Origin of the sequence: Halobellus ordinarius, assembly GCF_031823395.1 — an archaeon.
Lineage (GTDB): Archaea > Halobacteriota > Halobacteria > Halobacteriales > Haloferacaceae > Haloquadratum > Haloquadratum ordinarius.
Window position 1 is genome coordinate 295,715 of sequence record NZ_JAVQKJ010000002.1, and the last position, 14,312, is coordinate 310,026.

Annotated in this window: 18 protein-coding genes and 1 pseudogene; 11 read left to right on the forward strand and 8 right to left on the reverse strand. The window is 65.8% G+C overall.

The genetic code is table 11. The features are described from left to right. Positions 1-3: 3 nt before the first annotated feature. The 4 genes from RJT48_RS01760 (at position 4) to RJT48_RS01775 (ending at position 3,744) form a co-directional block, all read left to right on the forward strand. Positions 4-1,200, forward strand: a complete 1,197-nt coding sequence (locus RJT48_RS01760; protein ID WP_311170508.1) for a type I restriction enzyme HsdR N-terminal domain-containing protein — start codon at positions 4-6, stop codon at positions 1,198-1,200. A 20-nt stretch (positions 1,201-1,220) separates the two neighbouring features. Beyond that, on the forward strand, positions 1,221-1,823 hold the full coding sequence (locus RJT48_RS01765) for a hypothetical protein (protein ID WP_311170509.1): 603 nt from the start codon (positions 1,221-1,223) through the stop codon (positions 1,821-1,823). A 378-nt stretch (positions 1,824-2,201) separates the two neighbouring features. Further along, positions 2,202-3,308: a sulfite exporter TauE/SafE family protein gene (locus RJT48_RS01770; protein WP_311170510.1), complete on the forward strand. Its 1,107-nt coding sequence runs from the start codon at positions 2,202-2,204 to the stop codon at positions 3,306-3,308. Between the two features lies 1 nt (position 3,309). Then, positions 3,310-3,744: a universal stress protein gene (locus RJT48_RS01775; RefSeq protein WP_311170511.1), complete on the forward strand. Its 435-nt coding sequence runs from the start codon at positions 3,310-3,312 to the stop codon at positions 3,742-3,744. A gap of 176 nt (positions 3,745-3,920) precedes the next feature. Here the strand turns inward: RJT48_RS01775 and RJT48_RS01780 are convergent, their stop codons facing one another. Both RJT48_RS01780 and RJT48_RS01785 read right to left on the reverse strand, forming a co-directional pair. Further along, positions 3,921-4,076 (reverse strand): hypothetical protein, encoded by a 156-nt coding sequence (locus RJT48_RS01780; RefSeq protein ID WP_311170512.1) that lies wholly within the window; start codon positions 4,074-4,076, stop codon positions 3,921-3,923. A gap of 62 nt (positions 4,077-4,138) precedes the next feature. Further along, a complete protein-coding gene (locus RJT48_RS01785; protein WP_311170513.1) occupies positions 4,139-5,317 on the reverse strand; it encodes an SPFH domain-containing protein in 1,179 nt (392 codons plus the stop codon). Positions 5,318-5,457: 140 nt separating this feature from the next. On the opposite strand from RJT48_RS01785, the gene RJT48_RS01790 reads away from it, so the two are divergent. Further along, positions 5,458-5,667 (forward strand): DUF7554 family protein, encoded by a 210-nt coding sequence (locus RJT48_RS01790; protein WP_311170514.1) that lies wholly within the window; start codon positions 5,458-5,460, stop codon positions 5,665-5,667. A gap of 54 nt (positions 5,668-5,721) precedes the next feature. Here the strand turns inward: RJT48_RS01790 and RJT48_RS01795 are convergent, their stop codons facing one another. Beyond that, positions 5,722-6,309: a hypothetical protein gene (locus tag RJT48_RS01795; protein ID WP_311170515.1), complete on the reverse strand. Its 588-nt coding sequence runs from the start codon at positions 6,307-6,309 to the stop codon at positions 5,722-5,724. A 120-nt stretch (positions 6,310-6,429) separates the two neighbouring features. Here RJT48_RS01795 and RJT48_RS01800 point away from each other — a divergent pair, with 120 nt between their 5' ends. Next, positions 6,430-6,948: a 2'-5' RNA ligase family protein gene (locus RJT48_RS01800; protein ID WP_311170516.1), complete on the forward strand. Its 519-nt coding sequence runs from the start codon at positions 6,430-6,432 to the stop codon at positions 6,946-6,948. 29 nt (positions 6,949-6,977) lie between these two features. On the opposite strand, the gene RJT48_RS01805 is transcribed toward RJT48_RS01800, so the two are convergent. The 4 genes from RJT48_RS01805 to RJT48_RS01820 form a co-directional block, all read right to left on the reverse strand. Beyond that, the gene (locus RJT48_RS01805; RefSeq protein ID WP_311170517.1) at positions 6,978-8,336 is read right to left on the reverse strand and encodes a cytochrome P450; all 1,359 of its coding nucleotides are present in this window, start codon (positions 8,334-8,336) and stop codon (positions 6,978-6,980) included. Positions 8,337-8,474: 138 nt separating this feature from the next. Beyond that, the gene (locus tag RJT48_RS01810) at positions 8,475-10,652 is read right to left on the reverse strand and encodes an ATP-dependent DNA helicase (RefSeq protein WP_311170518.1); all 2,178 of its coding nucleotides are present in this window, start codon (positions 10,650-10,652) and stop codon (positions 8,475-8,477) included. 85 nt (positions 10,653-10,737) lie between these two features. Next, positions 10,738-11,157 (reverse strand): universal stress protein, encoded by a 420-nt coding sequence (locus RJT48_RS01815; RefSeq protein ID WP_311170519.1) that lies wholly within the window; start codon positions 11,155-11,157, stop codon positions 10,738-10,740. 140 nt (positions 11,158-11,297) lie between these two features. Further along, positions 11,298-11,618 (reverse strand): hypothetical protein, encoded by a 321-nt coding sequence (locus tag RJT48_RS01820; RefSeq protein WP_311170520.1) that lies wholly within the window; start codon positions 11,616-11,618, stop codon positions 11,298-11,300. Positions 11,619-11,743: 125 nt separating this feature from the next. On the opposite strand from RJT48_RS01820, the gene RJT48_RS01825 reads away from it, so the two are divergent. Genes RJT48_RS01825 through RJT48_RS01835 form a run of 3 tightly spaced genes read left to right on the forward strand, consistent with a single transcriptional unit; the run spans position 11,744 to position 12,760 of the window. Then, positions 11,744-12,037, forward strand: a complete 294-nt coding sequence (locus RJT48_RS01825) for a ubiquitin-like small modifier protein 1 (RefSeq protein ID WP_311170521.1) — start codon at positions 11,744-11,746, stop codon at positions 12,035-12,037. Then, a complete protein-coding gene (locus tag RJT48_RS01830; RefSeq protein ID WP_311170522.1) occupies positions 12,034-12,303 on the forward strand; it encodes a MoaD-like domain-containing protein in 270 nt (89 codons plus the stop codon). Before RJT48_RS01825 ends, RJT48_RS01830 begins: the two co-directional genes overlap by 4 nt. A gap of 1 nt (position 12,304) precedes the next feature. Further along, entirely contained in the window at positions 12,305-12,760 is a 456-nt protein-coding gene (locus RJT48_RS01835) for a DUF8048 family protein (protein ID WP_311170523.1), read from the forward strand. Between the two features lie 206 nt (positions 12,761-12,966). On the opposite strand, the pseudogene RJT48_RS20725 reads toward RJT48_RS01835, so the two are convergent. Then, positions 12,967-13,200, reverse strand: a pseudogene (locus RJT48_RS20725) (DUF7562 family protein); the annotation flags it as partial. A gap of 105 nt (positions 13,201-13,305) precedes the next feature. On the opposite strand from RJT48_RS20725, the gene RJT48_RS01845 reads away from it, so the two are divergent. Further along, on the forward strand, positions 13,306-13,785 hold the full coding sequence (locus tag RJT48_RS01845; protein ID WP_311170525.1) for an RNA-binding protein: 480 nt from the start codon (positions 13,306-13,308) through the stop codon (positions 13,783-13,785). 135 nt (positions 13,786-13,920) lie between these two features. Then, entirely contained in the window at positions 13,921-14,274 is a 354-nt protein-coding gene (locus RJT48_RS01850) for a cell division protein SepF (RefSeq protein ID WP_311170526.1), read from the forward strand. Positions 14,275-14,312 lie beyond the last annotated feature (38 nt).

Here is a 14,312-nt window from a genome sequence, read left to right on the forward strand (position 1 = left end):
CTGATGGACAGACAGGACGTCGATGAGTACGTCGAGCGCAGCCAACAGCTCATCGAAGCCTCTCCACAGATGGACGAGGAGAACACGAAGGTTCGTCTCGTTCAGCCGTTTCTCGAACTTCTGGGATGGGATTTCTATTCGACGGAAGTAGAGCTTGAGTACACTGTTCCGATGGCTTCCGGGAGCACCCACGTCGATTATGCACTGCTTGTGGGCGACTCTCCTGTGGTGTTTGTCGAAGCCAAGCCCGTTCGGACTGATCTGACTGAACAGAACGTGCGTCAGTTGAAGAGCTATATGCGGCAGGAGCTCAACGTCGACTGGGGGATTCTCACCAACGGAAAGGCGTTCGAGGTCCTGACAAAAAACCGCGAACGGAACGGTGGTGAGGAGGTGTCAGTTGTCCGGTTCGACCTCGACGACCTCTCGGAGGATCCGGGCGTCCTGGAACTCCTCTCGAAGGAGGCAATCCGTTCGGGGCGGGCCGACGAGATCGCCGAACAGGTGGCACGGACGAACGAGGCGATCCACCACCTCCGGGAGAACGAAACACAGGTCGCGGATGCTGTGGAACACGCTGTCGAGAAGGAGGTGGGTGAACTCACTATCGATCTGCAGGCGCAGTCTCGGGAGTTCGTGCAGAACCTCGCTTCCGTTCTCCGGGAACAGCGAGCCTTCGTCAGTGAGGAGCCACGAGAGGATCCCAAACCCGATGATTCCGGGGCCGGCTCTGCCGATGGCCCTGACGACCCTGCTGATCTCGAACCCCGCGTCGATCGGGTGGCAGGGACAATCGCTCGACGAGACATCGACGGCGATCCGGACGCGAAGGTAGCGGTGTTTCCGACCCGCGAATCTGGGCTCCCATTCCTCAAAGAGAACGAGGCGTGGGGATTCGTTCGGGTCGGTAGCGAGTTCGATTACGTGGCGATGTACGTAACTGGAGACGTTCGTAAAGTGAGGTACTTCGCGACGGTCGAGGACGTCGTTCCTGTCGAGGAGGCGGACCTCGATCGGCAGCCGCTCGATTACGTAGATCGATCTGCGATTGCGAACAATAAGAAAGTCGTTGAATTCCGATCCGGATCGCTCTACAAATTGGAGGATCCGATTCCCTACAAAAACTCGTACCCCCAGAGTCTCAGGTACACCACACTCGGACGGCTCAGAGAGGCTGAGACTACTGACGACCTGTTCTGAGTTTTAATTGCTCTAAACATATGGACTACGTCATCGCCGACACCCACTTCGATCACGCGAACATCATCGAGTACTGCGATCGACCCTTCGAGTCGGTCGAGGAGATGAACGACCGGCTGGTCGAAAACTGGAACCGGGTCGTCGATCCGAGCGACGAGGTCCTCTTCGTCGGCGACCTGACCATCGCGGGGACGGCGTCGGCGTTTCTCACGTGGATCTCGGAGCTCAACGGCGAGATCGTGTTCGTCGTGGGCGATCACGACACCGAGGTGCTGACCACGCTCGACGACGTCTCGGTCTGTGAGTACTTCCGGACCGAACACGACGGCCACGACTTCTACGCCGTCCACGACCCCGCCGAGGCCCCGCGGAACTGGGGGCAGTGGCTCCTCCACGGCCACCACCACAACAACTGGCCGGGGAAGTTCCCCTTCGTCAACCACCGGGGCGGCGTCGTGAACGTCTCCGTCGAACTGATCGGCTACGAACCGCTCGCGTTCGACGCCCTGGTCCGGTATCTCGAACGTGGCGAGTGGATTCCGTCCGTGGACGCGGTAGCCGCCGGCGAAGGACCCGCAGACGGCGCCGGCGACAACGCCAGCGGGGACAGTGGTGACCCCTAGTGAACGGCACGTAGCTGTGAGGAGGGGCCATCCTCGCCCGCCGAAACTATGGGGCGGACCGAAGGTCTCCGACGCACGCCACAGATTCCCACGGCGTACCCGAACCTCAAGACTTATTTTCCGATCGTTGCAAGCAGGCCGCTACGATGAGTCACGTGTCGACGACCTGCCGATGTGACGTCCGGTTCAACGGCGGAACCAGCGAGGGAGTGACGTAGATGTTCTCTCAACTCCCTGCCGTCGAGACGCCCACCGGACACGGCGGCGGTTTCGCTTTCGGATCCGATCGGCGCGGAACGCCCCGCGTCCGTTCGGCTCGCCCCGCTTCTTCGATCACCACCGCCGCGTCGCTCGATAACTAAAGACACCCTGAAACGAATGAGCTCACGTTCCTACAGTCGTGTCCAGCGGTCGTTCCTCCGGTATCAGCACGTCTTCGTGTTCCTCGCGCCGCTCGTGTTCGTCACCGGGGTCGTCCTCGGCGCACCGACGCCAGCGGATACGGGAACGAGCTACTGGCTGGAGTACTGGTGGCTGTTCCCGGCGTTCCTGCTCGGCGCTACGATCGTCAACACGGTCGGGATCAGCGGCTCGGCGCTGTTCGTGCCGTTCCTGATCTTCGTGTTCCCGCTGTTTGCCAGTCCGCTCGATCCGCCGACGATCGTGAAGGTCGGGCTGATCAGCGAGGCGTTCGGCCTGTCGAGTTCCTCGATCGCGTTCATCCAGTACGGGCTCGTCGACCGCCGGCTGGCGATCGCGCTCGTCGGCGGCGCGGTCCCGTTCGTCGTCGCCGGGGCGCTGCTGTCGTTTGTCATCCCCGAACCGCTCTTCCACGCGCTTTTGGGGATCGCACTGCTCGCAGCGTCGTACCTCCTGTTCAAGGCGGACCTCGATCACGAGGCCGAAAGCGGGGATGGAGCCGAGGATTCCCAATCGGCCGCTGACGGGTCTAACGCGGCCGCCGACGGCGGGCAAACCGGCCTCCCGGATGATCCCGGGAAACTGGGTCCCGCGGGCGTCAACACGGACGAGACGGGAACCGTCACCCGCGTCGATCGCGAGGGCGGCGACTACCAGTACACGCGCGACGGCTACCTGCGTCGCTTCGCCAACTACAGCATCGGGGGGACGTTCCAGGGGCTCGCCGGCTTCGGCGTGGGGGAACTCGGGATCATCTCGATGCTCGGGACGAAGGTCCCGGTCCGGGTCGCGATCGGCACGAACCACATCGTGGTCGCGCTGACGGCCGTCCTGGCGTCGCTCGTCCACGTGTTCGGCGGCGGCCTGGTCGGCGGACACAGCCTCAGTCTCGCCTCGACGCCGTGGAATATGGTCGTCTTCACGGTCCCGGCGACGGTGACCGGCGGGCAGATCGCGCCGTACGTCTCGAACGCGCTCAGTACCTCGACGATCAAGGCCTTCGTCGGCGGGCTCTTCGCCGTGATCTCGCTGGCACTCTTCCTGATGGCCTTCGGAGGGATCTGAGATGTACGATCGAATCCTTCTGCCGACGGACGGCAGCGACGCGTCGCTCGCTGCGGCGACGCACGCGGGATCGCTCGCCCGGACAGCGGGGGCGACGGTTCACGTCGTCTCCGTCGCCGACAGCCGAAACCGCTTCGAGAGCCCGAGTAGCGGCCTCGCTCCCGACGCGTGGCGCGAGGCCGAACGGGACCGCGCCGAAGCGGCCGTCGCGGACACCGTCGACCGACTCCCGTCTGCGGTCGACGTCGAACGGACGGTCACAACGGGCATCCCACAGGATGAGATCCGCTCGCTCGTCGCGGAGACTGACGCCGACGTCGTTGTGATGGGGACGCACGGACGGTCGGGCCTCGACCGGTACCTACTCGGCAGCGTCACCGAACGGATCGTCCGGCAGTCGCCGGTCCCGGTGCTGACCGTCCGCGCGGACGCGTGATTACGATTCGGACTCGTCGACCGAACCGGGCGACGCCGTTGCTCGACGGGAACGATACAGATTGACGCTCAGTCCGGCGACGAACGCGAGAACGGTAACGGCGACCCACAGACCGGTGTGTTCTACTCCGAGATGAAGTGGCGCGGGCATCGAGAGACGAACCGCCGAGAAATCACCTAATTCTTCTTATTCCCGACAGCGTCCACACGCATCTCGACGTAGCGGCGCGGCCACTCCACTAGGTGTCGCTTCACCGCGCGCAGGATACGGTGCTCCAGCGTCGTGGGTGTCCGGTCGCCATCGGTGACTCCCGGTCCGCGTTCGTGACTCATACCCACACCTCTCTCGCCCCGCGAAATAACCTTAACGATCGTTCGTTTATCCCCGGCCGCGACTACGTCTCGTAGGACTCCTCGATGTTCAGGTCGACGTCGGTCTCGGCCGTCGCCTCGTCGTCCGCCCGGCCGGTGAGTTCGTCGACGGCGCCGCCGCTTTCGAGTTCCTCGACCGCGGCAGCGATCTCGTCGACCTCGTCGAGGCCGAGGAGCTCCCGCGTCTCCGCGTCGAAGTCGAGGCTCTCTAACCCTGCGGATTCCTGCAGATCCGACCCCGTGAGGCCGCGACCGTAGCGGCCCAGGAGGCTCGTCAGTTCCTGTGGGAGGACGTAGGTCGTCGACGGCGACGTGCCGATGCGTTCGAGGGCGTCCATCCCGCGGTCGACGATCGCGCGTTCGCCCATCGATTCGGCGGATCGCGCACGGAGGACCGTCGAGATCGCGTCACCCTGCGCGCGGAGGACCGCCGCCTGCTTTTCGCCCTGGGCGCTGATCACGTTCGCCGCCTTCTCGCCCTCGGCGGTCTCGATCGCGGAGCGCCGCTCGCCCTGTGCTTCGAGGATCATCGCGCGGCGGCGGCGCTCGGCGGAGGACTGCTGCTCCATTGCGCTCTGGACTGCGGCGCTGGGTTTGACCGTCCGGACCTCCACGCTCTCGACGCGGATCCCCCACTCGTCGGTCGGTTCGTCGAGTTCCTCGGCGATCCGGCGGTTGATCTTCTCCCGCTCCGACAGCGTCTCGTCGAGTTCCATATCACCGAGGACCGCACGCAGCGTGGTCTGTGCGAGGTTCGAGACCGCGCGTTTGTAGTTGTCGACCTCCAGGAACGCCCGCTTTGCGTCCATCACCCGGATGTAGACGACGGCGTCGGCGGTGACCGGCGAGTTGTCCCGCGTGATCGCCTCCTGCTCGGGGACGTCGAGCGTCTGGGTCCGCATATCGAACGCGTACGTCCGTGAGACGAACGGGGGAATGAAGCTGATCCCCGGCTCAAGTAGCGTCCGGTACTCGCCGAACACCGTCAGCGCCTCCTTCTCGTAGGCGTCGACGATCTCGACGGCGCTGTACACCGTCACGATCGCCAAAGCGAGGACGGCGAGGCCGACGACAGCCATCGGGTCGCCGCCGAAGAGGGCAACCGCGGCGAGGACGGCCACGATGAGGCCCGCAGCGGGGCGGAGCCAGCCCGGGACGCCACGGGCGGTCAAGCGGCCGAGGCGGCGGAATAGGTTCGCCATAGGAATCCTTGTGAGGCTGTCGCATTAAGGGTGTCCCGGGGTGTCTCGGCTGGCCGGCGTTCCGACGGCGGGCAGTCGCGACGAAAGCACAACGACGAGGGTACCCGAAGGCACTTCACGGGGGACCGTAACATTCGGATATGCGCCTTCCCGGCCCCGATATCGACCGAGCGAAGATGGACGTGGAGGATCTCCTGAAGATCGTCTTAGTCCTCGTCGTGATCTGGCTCGTCTTGGAGGTCATCGGCGGGATCCTCGACATCCTGGGGTGGATCCTCGGTCCACTCCGGCCGCTCGTGGGGCTCGTCGTCCTCGTGCTGATCGTGCTGTGGCTCCTCGACCGGATCTGACGCGACGAGCGGGAACGAGCCGATGCCGACGCGTACTCTGCGGCCACATACCGTTCACGGACAGTCGCTTTCGTCGACTGTCCGGGGATCGGTCCCCTGATCGATGGCCGCTGTCTCCCCGGAGTCGAGATCGACGACCATCATTCGTCCCCCGTAGCCGTGGCTCTCGTCGTGGCCGCGAACCGCCACACAGCTCACCTCGTCGGGGATCTCCACCGTCGTCGAGCGTGTGAAGGGTTGCTGGGAGTGGGGGTGGAGCAGTTCCCGCCGCCCGAGTTGCGTCCCGTCGAGGCGTTCGACCTGCCACCAGTTCGCGTATCCGTCTTCGCCGTCGTCGTCGTGATGGAGCGTCACGTCGAAGGTGTAGCTTCCGCCGTCGCCTTCGAGGGCGACGGCGACGACGTTCGCCTCGCGGAGATCGAGGTCCGGCTCCGACTCCTCGGTCCGCGTCGTGGACTCTGTCGACGTCGCGGTCGCCGTCTCCGTCGCAGTCGCCGTCTCCGTCGTCTCTCCACCGTTCCCGTATTGGGAGTCGTCGTCGCTATCGCCGCTGGACCCGCCGCTACAGCCGGCTACCGCCGCGACGAGTGCGCCTGAAAGCATTCCGAGGGCCCGTCGTCTGTCCGGACGGATCTCCTGCATACCTCCGTTTGGTGGCGCTGACACAAACGCGTACGGGTCGCTCGGCGCAACGGCCCGACGCAACGACCCGCGGAATCCGCTCCCGACGGGTTCTTGGTTTCCGGCACCGCACGCCCGAGTGTGTTCAGTCTGAACGTTCCCGTTCCGGGGGAAATCAAGGCGCTTGCGGGGGAGCTCCACCCGGAGCTCACGCGCTTCGATCGGATCCGGGAGCGACACACCTTGCTGGCGAAGCGCTTCGACACCGGGCTCGACGACGACGCCGACTCGCTGCCCCGACTCCGCGAACGGCTCCGCCCGCTGCTCCGGGATCACGACACCCGGGAGCTGACCCTCTGCGTGACGGGCTTCGACTACTTCGAGACGCCGCCGCGCGGTCCCGGCCCGGTCCTCTATCTGGTCGTTGAGAGCCCGGACCTCTACGCGCTTCACCGCCGCCTGTGCGCCTCGTTCGGGGCTGTCGAGGGGCTGGAGGGCGACGAGTACACGCCGCACGTGACGCTCGCCCGCAGCGGTCGGATCGCCGACGCGGAGGACCTCGCGACGCGGCGAGGGATCGACCCCATCGAGTGGACGGCCGACGAACTGCTGGTTCGCGACTCCCGGTACCGGGAGGACACCGCGCGGATCCCGTTCTGATTTTCGGTGACTGGTTTTTGAGCGGTGGCTCACCGCGAGTGGACCCGCATCGCCATCGGCTCCTCCGGATGCATCGTCAGGGAGCCACGGAGGTCGAACGGGCGGTCGCGGGCGTAGTCGAGTTCGTACTCGCTTGCGACCGTCCCGAGGATGAGTTTCGCTTCGAGCATCGAGAGGTGCTTGCCGATGCAGTGGCGCGGACCGCCGCCGAACGGGAAGTACGAGAACCGCGGCCGTTCAGCGCGGCGCGCCGGGAGCCACCGGTCCGGATCGAACGTCTCGGGCTCGTCGTACCACCGGCCGGACCGGTGGACCGCGAACTGCGACAGCATCACGGCCGAGCCCCGGGGGATCCGGTACCCGCCGAGTCGGACGTCGACTTTCGGCTCCCGGAAGAGCACGTACACGGGTGGGTAGAGCCGCATCGACTCCTGGATCACCCGTTCGAGGTAGTCGAGATCCCGCACGTCCGCCGCCGTCGGCGGGTCGCCGCCGCAGACCTCGTCGAGTTCCGCGTGAACGCGCGATTCCACTTCCGGGTGTTCCGAGAGGAGATACCACGTGTACGTCAGCGTCAGCGCCGTCGTGTCGTGGCCGGCCAAGAGCATCGTCATCATCTCGTCGCGGAGCTGTTTGTCGGTCTGCTCCCCGCGACCTTTCGCCCGTAACAGGACCGACAGCAGGTCCATCGGGTCGTCGCCGTCGGCCGCAGGATCGACGCTCGGGTCGTACTCGGTCCCACGTCGTTCCTCGACGATATCGTCGATGATCCCCTCTAGGGTTCGGACGGACTCGTGGTACTGTCTGTTCTCCCGGGTCGGCAGCCAGTCCGGGATCAGAAAGCGCGCCGGGCTGGGCTCGAAGCGGCGCCCGAGCGGTTCGAGGTTCTCCTGGATCGTCCGGGTCTGTTCGTCGGTCAACTGCGAGCCGAACATCGCCTCGACGATGATTCGGACGGTCACCCGCGCCATCTCCAGGTGGACGTCCGTGAGGTCACCCGGGTTCCAGTCGTCGAGCATCGACTCGGCGTGGCGGGTGATCAACTCACCCATCTTCGCGATCCGGTTCGGCCCGAAGGCGGGCTGGGCGAGCTGTCGCTGTTTCCGCCAGGTGTCGCCCTCGCTCAGCAGCAGGCCGTCGCCGAGCAGCGTCCCGATGGCGTCGTCCTGGAAATCCGGCTTGCGGTACTTCGCGTCGTCGGTCACGAGCACCCGTTCGATGTCGGCCGGGTTAGTGAGGAGGTGCGTCTCGACCGGGCCGAGGTCGAAGCGGGTCACGTCGCCGTAGGCGTCCGCGACGGTCGTGAGGAACGTGAAGGGGTCCCGGGCGTACTGGCGGCTGTTGCCGAACAGGGGCACGCCCGCGGGACCCGGCGGCTGAGTTCGCATCGACGGCTAGAGGGACTGCAACGATATCAGCCGTTCGGCCGTCGGATCGCTCCGGCGACGCGCTCCCACTGACCGCTCCCGCCGTCCGCTCCCGACGACGCGCTCCCGCTCCCACCGCCCCGACGGCCCAGATACGCACTACGGCGTCGGCGGCTCCCCGTCGTAGGCGTCGAGGTCGGCGTAGAAGTTCAGCATCGAGAATCGGAGTTTCTCGGGCTCGACGTCGACGAGTTCGACTCGTTCCTCCCGCGGGAAGCTCTCCCGGACGCCGTACTTGCCCATCTCGACGCTTTCCTGCGTGTAGCGCTTGTCGACCAGCAGGCGGACGCCGAAGTCCTCGGGCGAGCGGATGACCCGTCCCAGCGCCTGGCGCGTCTTCCGGATCGTCGGAATCTCGACCGCGTAGCGCCAGCCCGCCTCATCTCGGTCGCCGTACGCGCGGTCGTAGGCGTCCTGGATCGCCTCCAGCCGCTCCGAGAGGTGCGGATACGGGACGCCGACGACGGCGACCGTCCGCGCGTCGTCGCCGTCGAAGCTCACGCCCTCCGCGAGCGTCCCCCAAAGCGACGTGAAGAGCGCCGCGTCGTCGCTCCCGACGAACGACTGCCGGGTCGACTCCGTCTCCACGTCGGGGCCATCGAGCAGGAGCCGGCTCGTCACGTCCGACCGGGTCCGGAGGCGCTCGTAATATCGCTCGGCCTCGGCGTAGGAGGGGAAAAACAGGAGCGCGTTCCCGGGGGTAAAGCGTGTCGCGTCCGCCAGGGCGTCTCCGACCGCCGCCTGCGTCTCCGGGTTTCCGCGCTCGGAGCTGAAAAGCGCCGGCGCCTTCACCGCGAGCGTGCGGCGGCGCTCCTCGGGGTACTCCAGCCCGTAGGCCATCGTCGCGGGCTCTTCGAGTCCCAGGACGTCCTCGATCACGTCGAAGGGGCGCAGCGTCGCCGACATCAGGATGCTCGCGTGGACCTCCTCGAACAGCGTCTCGGTCACCGTCCGCGGGATGCAGGTGTACAGCTCCGCCCGCCCGTACACCTCGTCGGTGCCGGCGTCCCGCCGGACCGAACACAGCGGATGCTGGCCCAGTTCGCTCCCCTCGGACATCCACGTGGCGATGAACTCCGCGGCCGGGAGGATCTGACACTCCGCGCGGGTCGTCGCCGTCCCCTCGCGGTAGGCCTCCTCGTACTCGCGGTCGATCGTCCGGCCGAGTTGCAGCGCGAGGTCGACCTCGGTGTCGATGCCGCGGCCCTCGTAGCGATCGAGGAAGGCGAGCGTCAGGTCGTCGCGCCGGTCGTCGTTCGCGATCGTCAGGTCGTGCCAGTCGTCGCCGACCTGCTCGCGCTCGCCGAACCCGAGCGCGTCGTCGTAGGTCGCCCGGAGCGCGCCGAGAAACGCCGAGAGGACGTTCTCCGCGGCGTCGGCCCGGGAGTCGTCGACGTCGTCGAGTTCCGCGAGCGCCTCTTCGAGGGTGTTCTCGGTCAGGGCCCGACTCGCGTGGTCGCGTGCAGCGGACTCGATGTTGTGGGCCTCGTCGAAGACGGTGACGACTTCGCTGGGCTCACGTCCCAGCCACCGGAAGAACTGCTCGCGGATCGCGGGGTCGAGCAGGTGGTGGTAGTTACAGACCACCAGATCGACCGCCTCCATCCCCTCTTTGAGGAGTTCGTAGCCGCAGAGTTGCTTTTGGTCGGCGTACGCGTAGATCTCCTCGGGCGTCCGGACGTCCGCGAAGAGCCACTCGAAGAACTCGTCGGTGTTCTCGACGAGGTTGTTGTGGTAGTGGTCACAGATGTTGCCGTCCCTGAGTTCGTCCAGTTCCGACTCGACGGATTCGAGTTCGTCGGTCACGGTGGTGCGAGCCTCGGCCGCTCCCTCCTCGCCCTCGCGGATCCGATCGAGCAGCGCCTCCGACTGCCGGTTCAGTTCGGATCGCTCCTCCTCCTTCTCGACTAACGTCCGGGTCGTGTCGCGCAGCGTCTGACACTCCTGGTACTCGACATCGATGTGACACATCGACGACTTCCCCTTGAAGACGACCGCCCGGATCGGCTCCTCCTCGGTGATCGCGCGGGCGTCCTGGACGAACTGGCGCATCTGCTGGTGGACGTTGGTAGTGATGACGACCGTCTTGTCCGTCCGCTGGGCGTACTCTAAGGCGGGAACGAGCGCCGAGAGCGTCTTCCCGGTCCCCGGCGCTCCCTCCAGCAGCACGTCGCGTTCGTCGTCCAGCGCCCCCGCGATCTCCGCCATCGCCGAGCGCTGGTTCGGGTACGGCTCCTCGTAGGGGAAGAACCGCTCGTACTCGCCGGTGGTCGACACGGTGGATTCTCCGCCCTCCTGGAATTAAAAGCCTCGGACCGGTTCGGCGGGAATCACCCCGCAGCCGGCCTGTTCCCGGATCGCCTCACCGGACGACAGTCACGGGCACCGGCGACTCCGAGACCACCTTCTTTGCGATATTGCCGACGAACAGGTCCTGGACCAGCGAACCGCTGTGACTTCCGATGACGACCGTGTCGAACGCCTCGGCCGCCGTCACGATCACCGACGCCGGACTCCCCGAACGGATCGCGGTCTCGATTTCGATGTCGTACTCGGCGGCGAGTTCCCGCGCGGGGTCGAAAATTTCCTCGGCTTGCTCTTCGGCCGCCGCTTCCGGGTCGTCTTCGAGTGCGAGTCCCGCCGCGGAACCCATCATCGACGAGGGGTTTCCAACCACGTGCAGGACGGTGATCTCGGCGTCCGGGTGGTTTTCGAGGGCGTACGTGAGCGCCCGCCGAGCCATCTCCGAGTCGTCCATCGGGACGAGGATCCGAGAACTCATACGAAAGATACGGGCAGCAGGCGAATAAAAGGGCGGGTCGGTTCGTCGGGTGACCGCTCATACTGATTACTCTCGTCGCTTCCCGCCGAGCGCCGTCAACGAGGGTAGCGCTCGGCGGTAACAAGTGAGAGTAATCAGTATCACTCGATATACTGGATCGCCGTCGGGAGGGTTTCGGGTGAGTATTCCGGGAACCGATCGTGGCAGTACGCGGCGAGACAGACGATCCCACAGAAATAAAGCTCTCTCGCCGGGCGACCGGGCGCGACGTCGTCGGCCGGAATCCGCTGGAACCAGGGGAACTCCTCTCCCGTCGCCTCGCAGTATTCACACCGGAGATCCTTCGGGACGTACCGCTCCCGGCTCCGGTTGTCGAGGATGCGGTTCACCGACGGTGGGCGCGTCGACGACGGTTCCGGATCGGTTTCGACGTAGTGGCACGGGGTCAACTCGTCCTGCATCGTCGCTGCCTCCCACTCTTATTTCGACCCTGATAATACTGAGCCTCGGGGCGGTTCGGCCGGCCGATGGCGGCCCGCCCACACTGGCGCACATCCTTTTTATCCGGTCCGCCCCTGCATCGGGTATGCCCTTACAACTGCGGTTCTTCGCCACCTTCCGGGAGGCGGTCGGCACGAAGACGATTACCCGCGAGTACGACGCAGAGACCGTCGGCGACGTCATCAGCGCGCTCGAATCCGAATTCGAGGGGCTCGAGGGCCAGATCCTGGAGGACGACGCGATCCGTCCCCAGGTGAACGTGCTCCTGAACGGGAGCGACGTCGAACACATGGAGGGGCTCGACACCCCGATCGAACCGGACGATACGTTCAGTATCTTCCCGCCGGTCGCGGGTGGCTGTTCGGGAGGTCGACCGTGAGCGACGACTGGGTGACGAACGAGCGGTCCTACCGTGGAATCTCGGTTCGCCTGGCCCGTCGCTACCTGGAGAAACTCGGCGGCGACGTCGTCGACGACGAGCACGTCGAGGCCGACGAGTGGAGGGCGTCTCTCTCCGCCGAGAAGGTTGCGATCGGCCCGTCGCTGTCGCTGACGGAGGTGACCGTCGTCTTCGAGGGCGACCCCGACGCGCTCGATGGGTTGGTCGAACGCTTCTCTCAGAAGGCGATGCGCGCCGGTGGGTGAGATGTCCGCCAACGGCGACGACGACGATGTCGACGGTGGCGGGGCCGCGGCCGACGGTGGGGGAGAAGAGCCGGCGACCGACGAGACAGCACCCGCGGCGGAGGTGTCGGTCCCGCTCGACGGCGACGTCATCCGCTATACGGGTGCGACGGCCAGCGTCGCGCCGGCGCGGATCGGGCCGTTACTCCGCCAGGTGCAGGCACATCTCAGTTCTCGACTCGACGTGTACCGGCGGTCCTACGAGTGCGCTCTCGACGACGAGGAACGGGCAATCTTCCTCGTACCCGAGGGACACTGGGACGAACTGGGGGCGGAACTCGGCCTGTCCGAGCGGGCAATCGATGCTGCGAGACGGGCCCACGCCCAGCAACTCCGACGGATCGGTTCAACGACTGACAGACGCGAGGAATACGAGACAGCGCTGGAGATCCGAGAAGCAGTCGTGATCGGGACGTAGCGGTTCGGACGGGTCGCTTCGGGGGTCCGCAGTCAGGACTCTCGGCCCGGTTCCTCTGCCGGCCCGTATCGCTCCTCGACGGCACTGAAGTACCGTGCGAGAAACGCTGCCCGCGACCGATCCGCGTCTGCGTCCTCCGCCGACTCGTCATCGGGCGTCGCCGGCGGCCCGTCTTCGGAATCCGCCTCCGTCGCTTGTCCCTCGAAGTCCGTCCCCGCGACTCCCTGCTCTACGTCGATCAACAGCGATTCGAGCCCCTCGCGGGGCTGATGACAGAGGTCGCGATAACACTCCTTGCAGAGATGTTCGAACGTCTTGCCGTGTCTCTCCCAGCGGTTGCCCCGCTTGTCGTATTCGCGTGCCTCCGAGCGCGGGATCGACGTGCCGCAGGCAATACAGACGACGGTCGTCCCGTCCCGGTTGTTCCGGGAGCGCCACATACTCTGAGACAGGCACGGCCCCCACTTAGCGTTTTTCCGACTACCGACCCTCGCCCGGCGGCTCGTGTCGCGTGATTTATCGGCGGGCGAACCCTGCAGTCGCGTATGCAGGTCAAATCCCGCCACCACCTCCGCGCCGACGAGATCGACGACCTGGAGGTCGAAATCGCCTCGACGACGGGTGTCGAACTCGACGGCGACACCTACGAGATGGTCGAACTCGCCGACGAATCGTTCGACGTCGTCCTCGTCGACGGCGAACCGGACGTGGTCGCCTTCGAGTCGGAACCGTTTCTGACCGTCCAGGGTGCGAACCGACACGAACCCTCGACGGGGGTCGTCACCGTCGACGCGGGGGCGATCTCCTTCGTCAGCGACGGCGCGGACGTGATGCGGCCGGGGATCGTCGAGGCGGACCCCGACATCGCGGCGGGCGACCTCGTCACGATCGCCGAGGAGACCCACGGGAAGGTGCTCGCGATCGGGCGGGCGCTCGTCGACGGGTCGGAGATGACCGGCGACTCCGGAAAGGTCGTCGAGTCGATCCACCACGTCGGCGACGAACTCTTCGAGTTTGCGGTCTGATCTGCGATTCCGTCTTAGCCGGTCGGCGCCGCCGGTTGACATCCCGGCAAAAATCCCGTGAGGTTCTGAACACTCCTCGGCGTCAGACGCACGTCTGACGTAAGAACTAACGTGTTACTGCCGTTTGTGGTCGGTATGGGCATCATCAGCAAGATCGCGAGCGGGGGCGGACAGCACACGACCGACGAGTACCTCGACCTCGACGTCGAGGGGATCGAGACCTCGCGTGGCGACGTCGGGATGAACGTCCGCATCGCGACGATCAGCGAACAGCAGGACGTCGTCGCGATCAAAGACGCCGTTTACGACGGCGATCTGGTAATCGCGGACATCACGCGGCACACGACAACAGACAGCACGATGGAGCACATCGTCGACTCCCTCCGGCAGGTCGCCGAAGAGGTCGACGGCGACATCGCCCAGAAGGGCGACGACCAGATCATCATCGCGCCGACCGGCGTCGGCGTCGCCCGCGAGAAACTGAACTGATTCCGACCGAGTGGGTTCACGCCGGGCGCTTTCGCTCT

What these genes read in the sequence shown, in the direction of transcription:
- RJT48_RS01790 (WP_311170514.1), top strand. Translation starts at nt 5,458, where the DNA reads ATGCGCCTTCCCGGCCCCGATATCGACCGAGCGAAGATGGACGTGGAG.
- RJT48_RS01845 (WP_311170525.1), top strand. Translation starts at nt 13,306, where the DNA reads ATGCAGGTCAAATCCCGCCACCACCTCCGCGCCGACGAGATCGACGAC.
- RJT48_RS01835 (WP_311170523.1), top strand. Translation starts at nt 12,305, where the DNA reads ATGTCCGCCAACGGCGACGACGACGATGTCGACGGTGGCGGGGCCGCG.
- RJT48_RS01795 (WP_311170515.1), bottom strand. Translation starts at nt 6,309, where the DNA reads ATGCAGGAGATCCGTCCGGACAGACGACGGGCCCTCGGAATGCTTTCA.
- RJT48_RS01775 (WP_311170511.1), top strand. Translation starts at nt 3,310, where the DNA reads ATGTACGATCGAATCCTTCTGCCGACGGACGGCAGCGACGCGTCGCTC.
- RJT48_RS01805 (WP_311170517.1), bottom strand. Translation starts at nt 8,336, where the DNA reads ATGCGAACTCAGCCGCCGGGTCCCGCGGGCGTGCCCCTGTTCGGCAAC.
- RJT48_RS01765 (WP_311170509.1), top strand. Translation starts at nt 1,221, where the DNA reads ATGGACTACGTCATCGCCGACACCCACTTCGATCACGCGAACATCATC.
- RJT48_RS01825 (WP_311170521.1), top strand. Translation starts at nt 11,744, where the DNA reads ATGCCCTTACAACTGCGGTTCTTCGCCACCTTCCGGGAGGCGGTCGGC.
- RJT48_RS01815 (WP_311170519.1), bottom strand. Translation starts at nt 11,157, where the DNA reads ATGAGTTCTCGGATCCTCGTCCCGATGGACGACTCGGAGATGGCTCGG.
- RJT48_RS01850 (WP_311170526.1), top strand. Translation starts at nt 13,921, where the DNA reads ATGGGCATCATCAGCAAGATCGCGAGCGGGGGCGGACAGCACACGACC.
- RJT48_RS01770 (WP_311170510.1), top strand. Translation starts at nt 2,202, where the DNA reads ATGAGCTCACGTTCCTACAGTCGTGTCCAGCGGTCGTTCCTCCGGTAT.
- RJT48_RS01820 (WP_311170520.1), bottom strand. Translation starts at nt 11,618, where the DNA reads ATGCAGGACGAGTTGACCCCGTGCCACTACGTCGAAACCGATCCGGAA.
- RJT48_RS01780 (WP_311170512.1), bottom strand. Translation starts at nt 4,076, where the DNA reads ATGAGTCACGAACGCGGACCGGGAGTCACCGATGGCGACCGGACACCC.
- RJT48_RS01760 (WP_311170508.1), top strand. Translation starts at nt 4, where the DNA reads ATGGACAGACAGGACGTCGATGAGTACGTCGAGCGCAGCCAACAGCTC.
- RJT48_RS01785 (WP_311170513.1), bottom strand. Translation starts at nt 5,317, where the DNA reads ATGGCGAACCTATTCCGCCGCCTCGGCCGCTTGACCGCCCGTGGCGTC.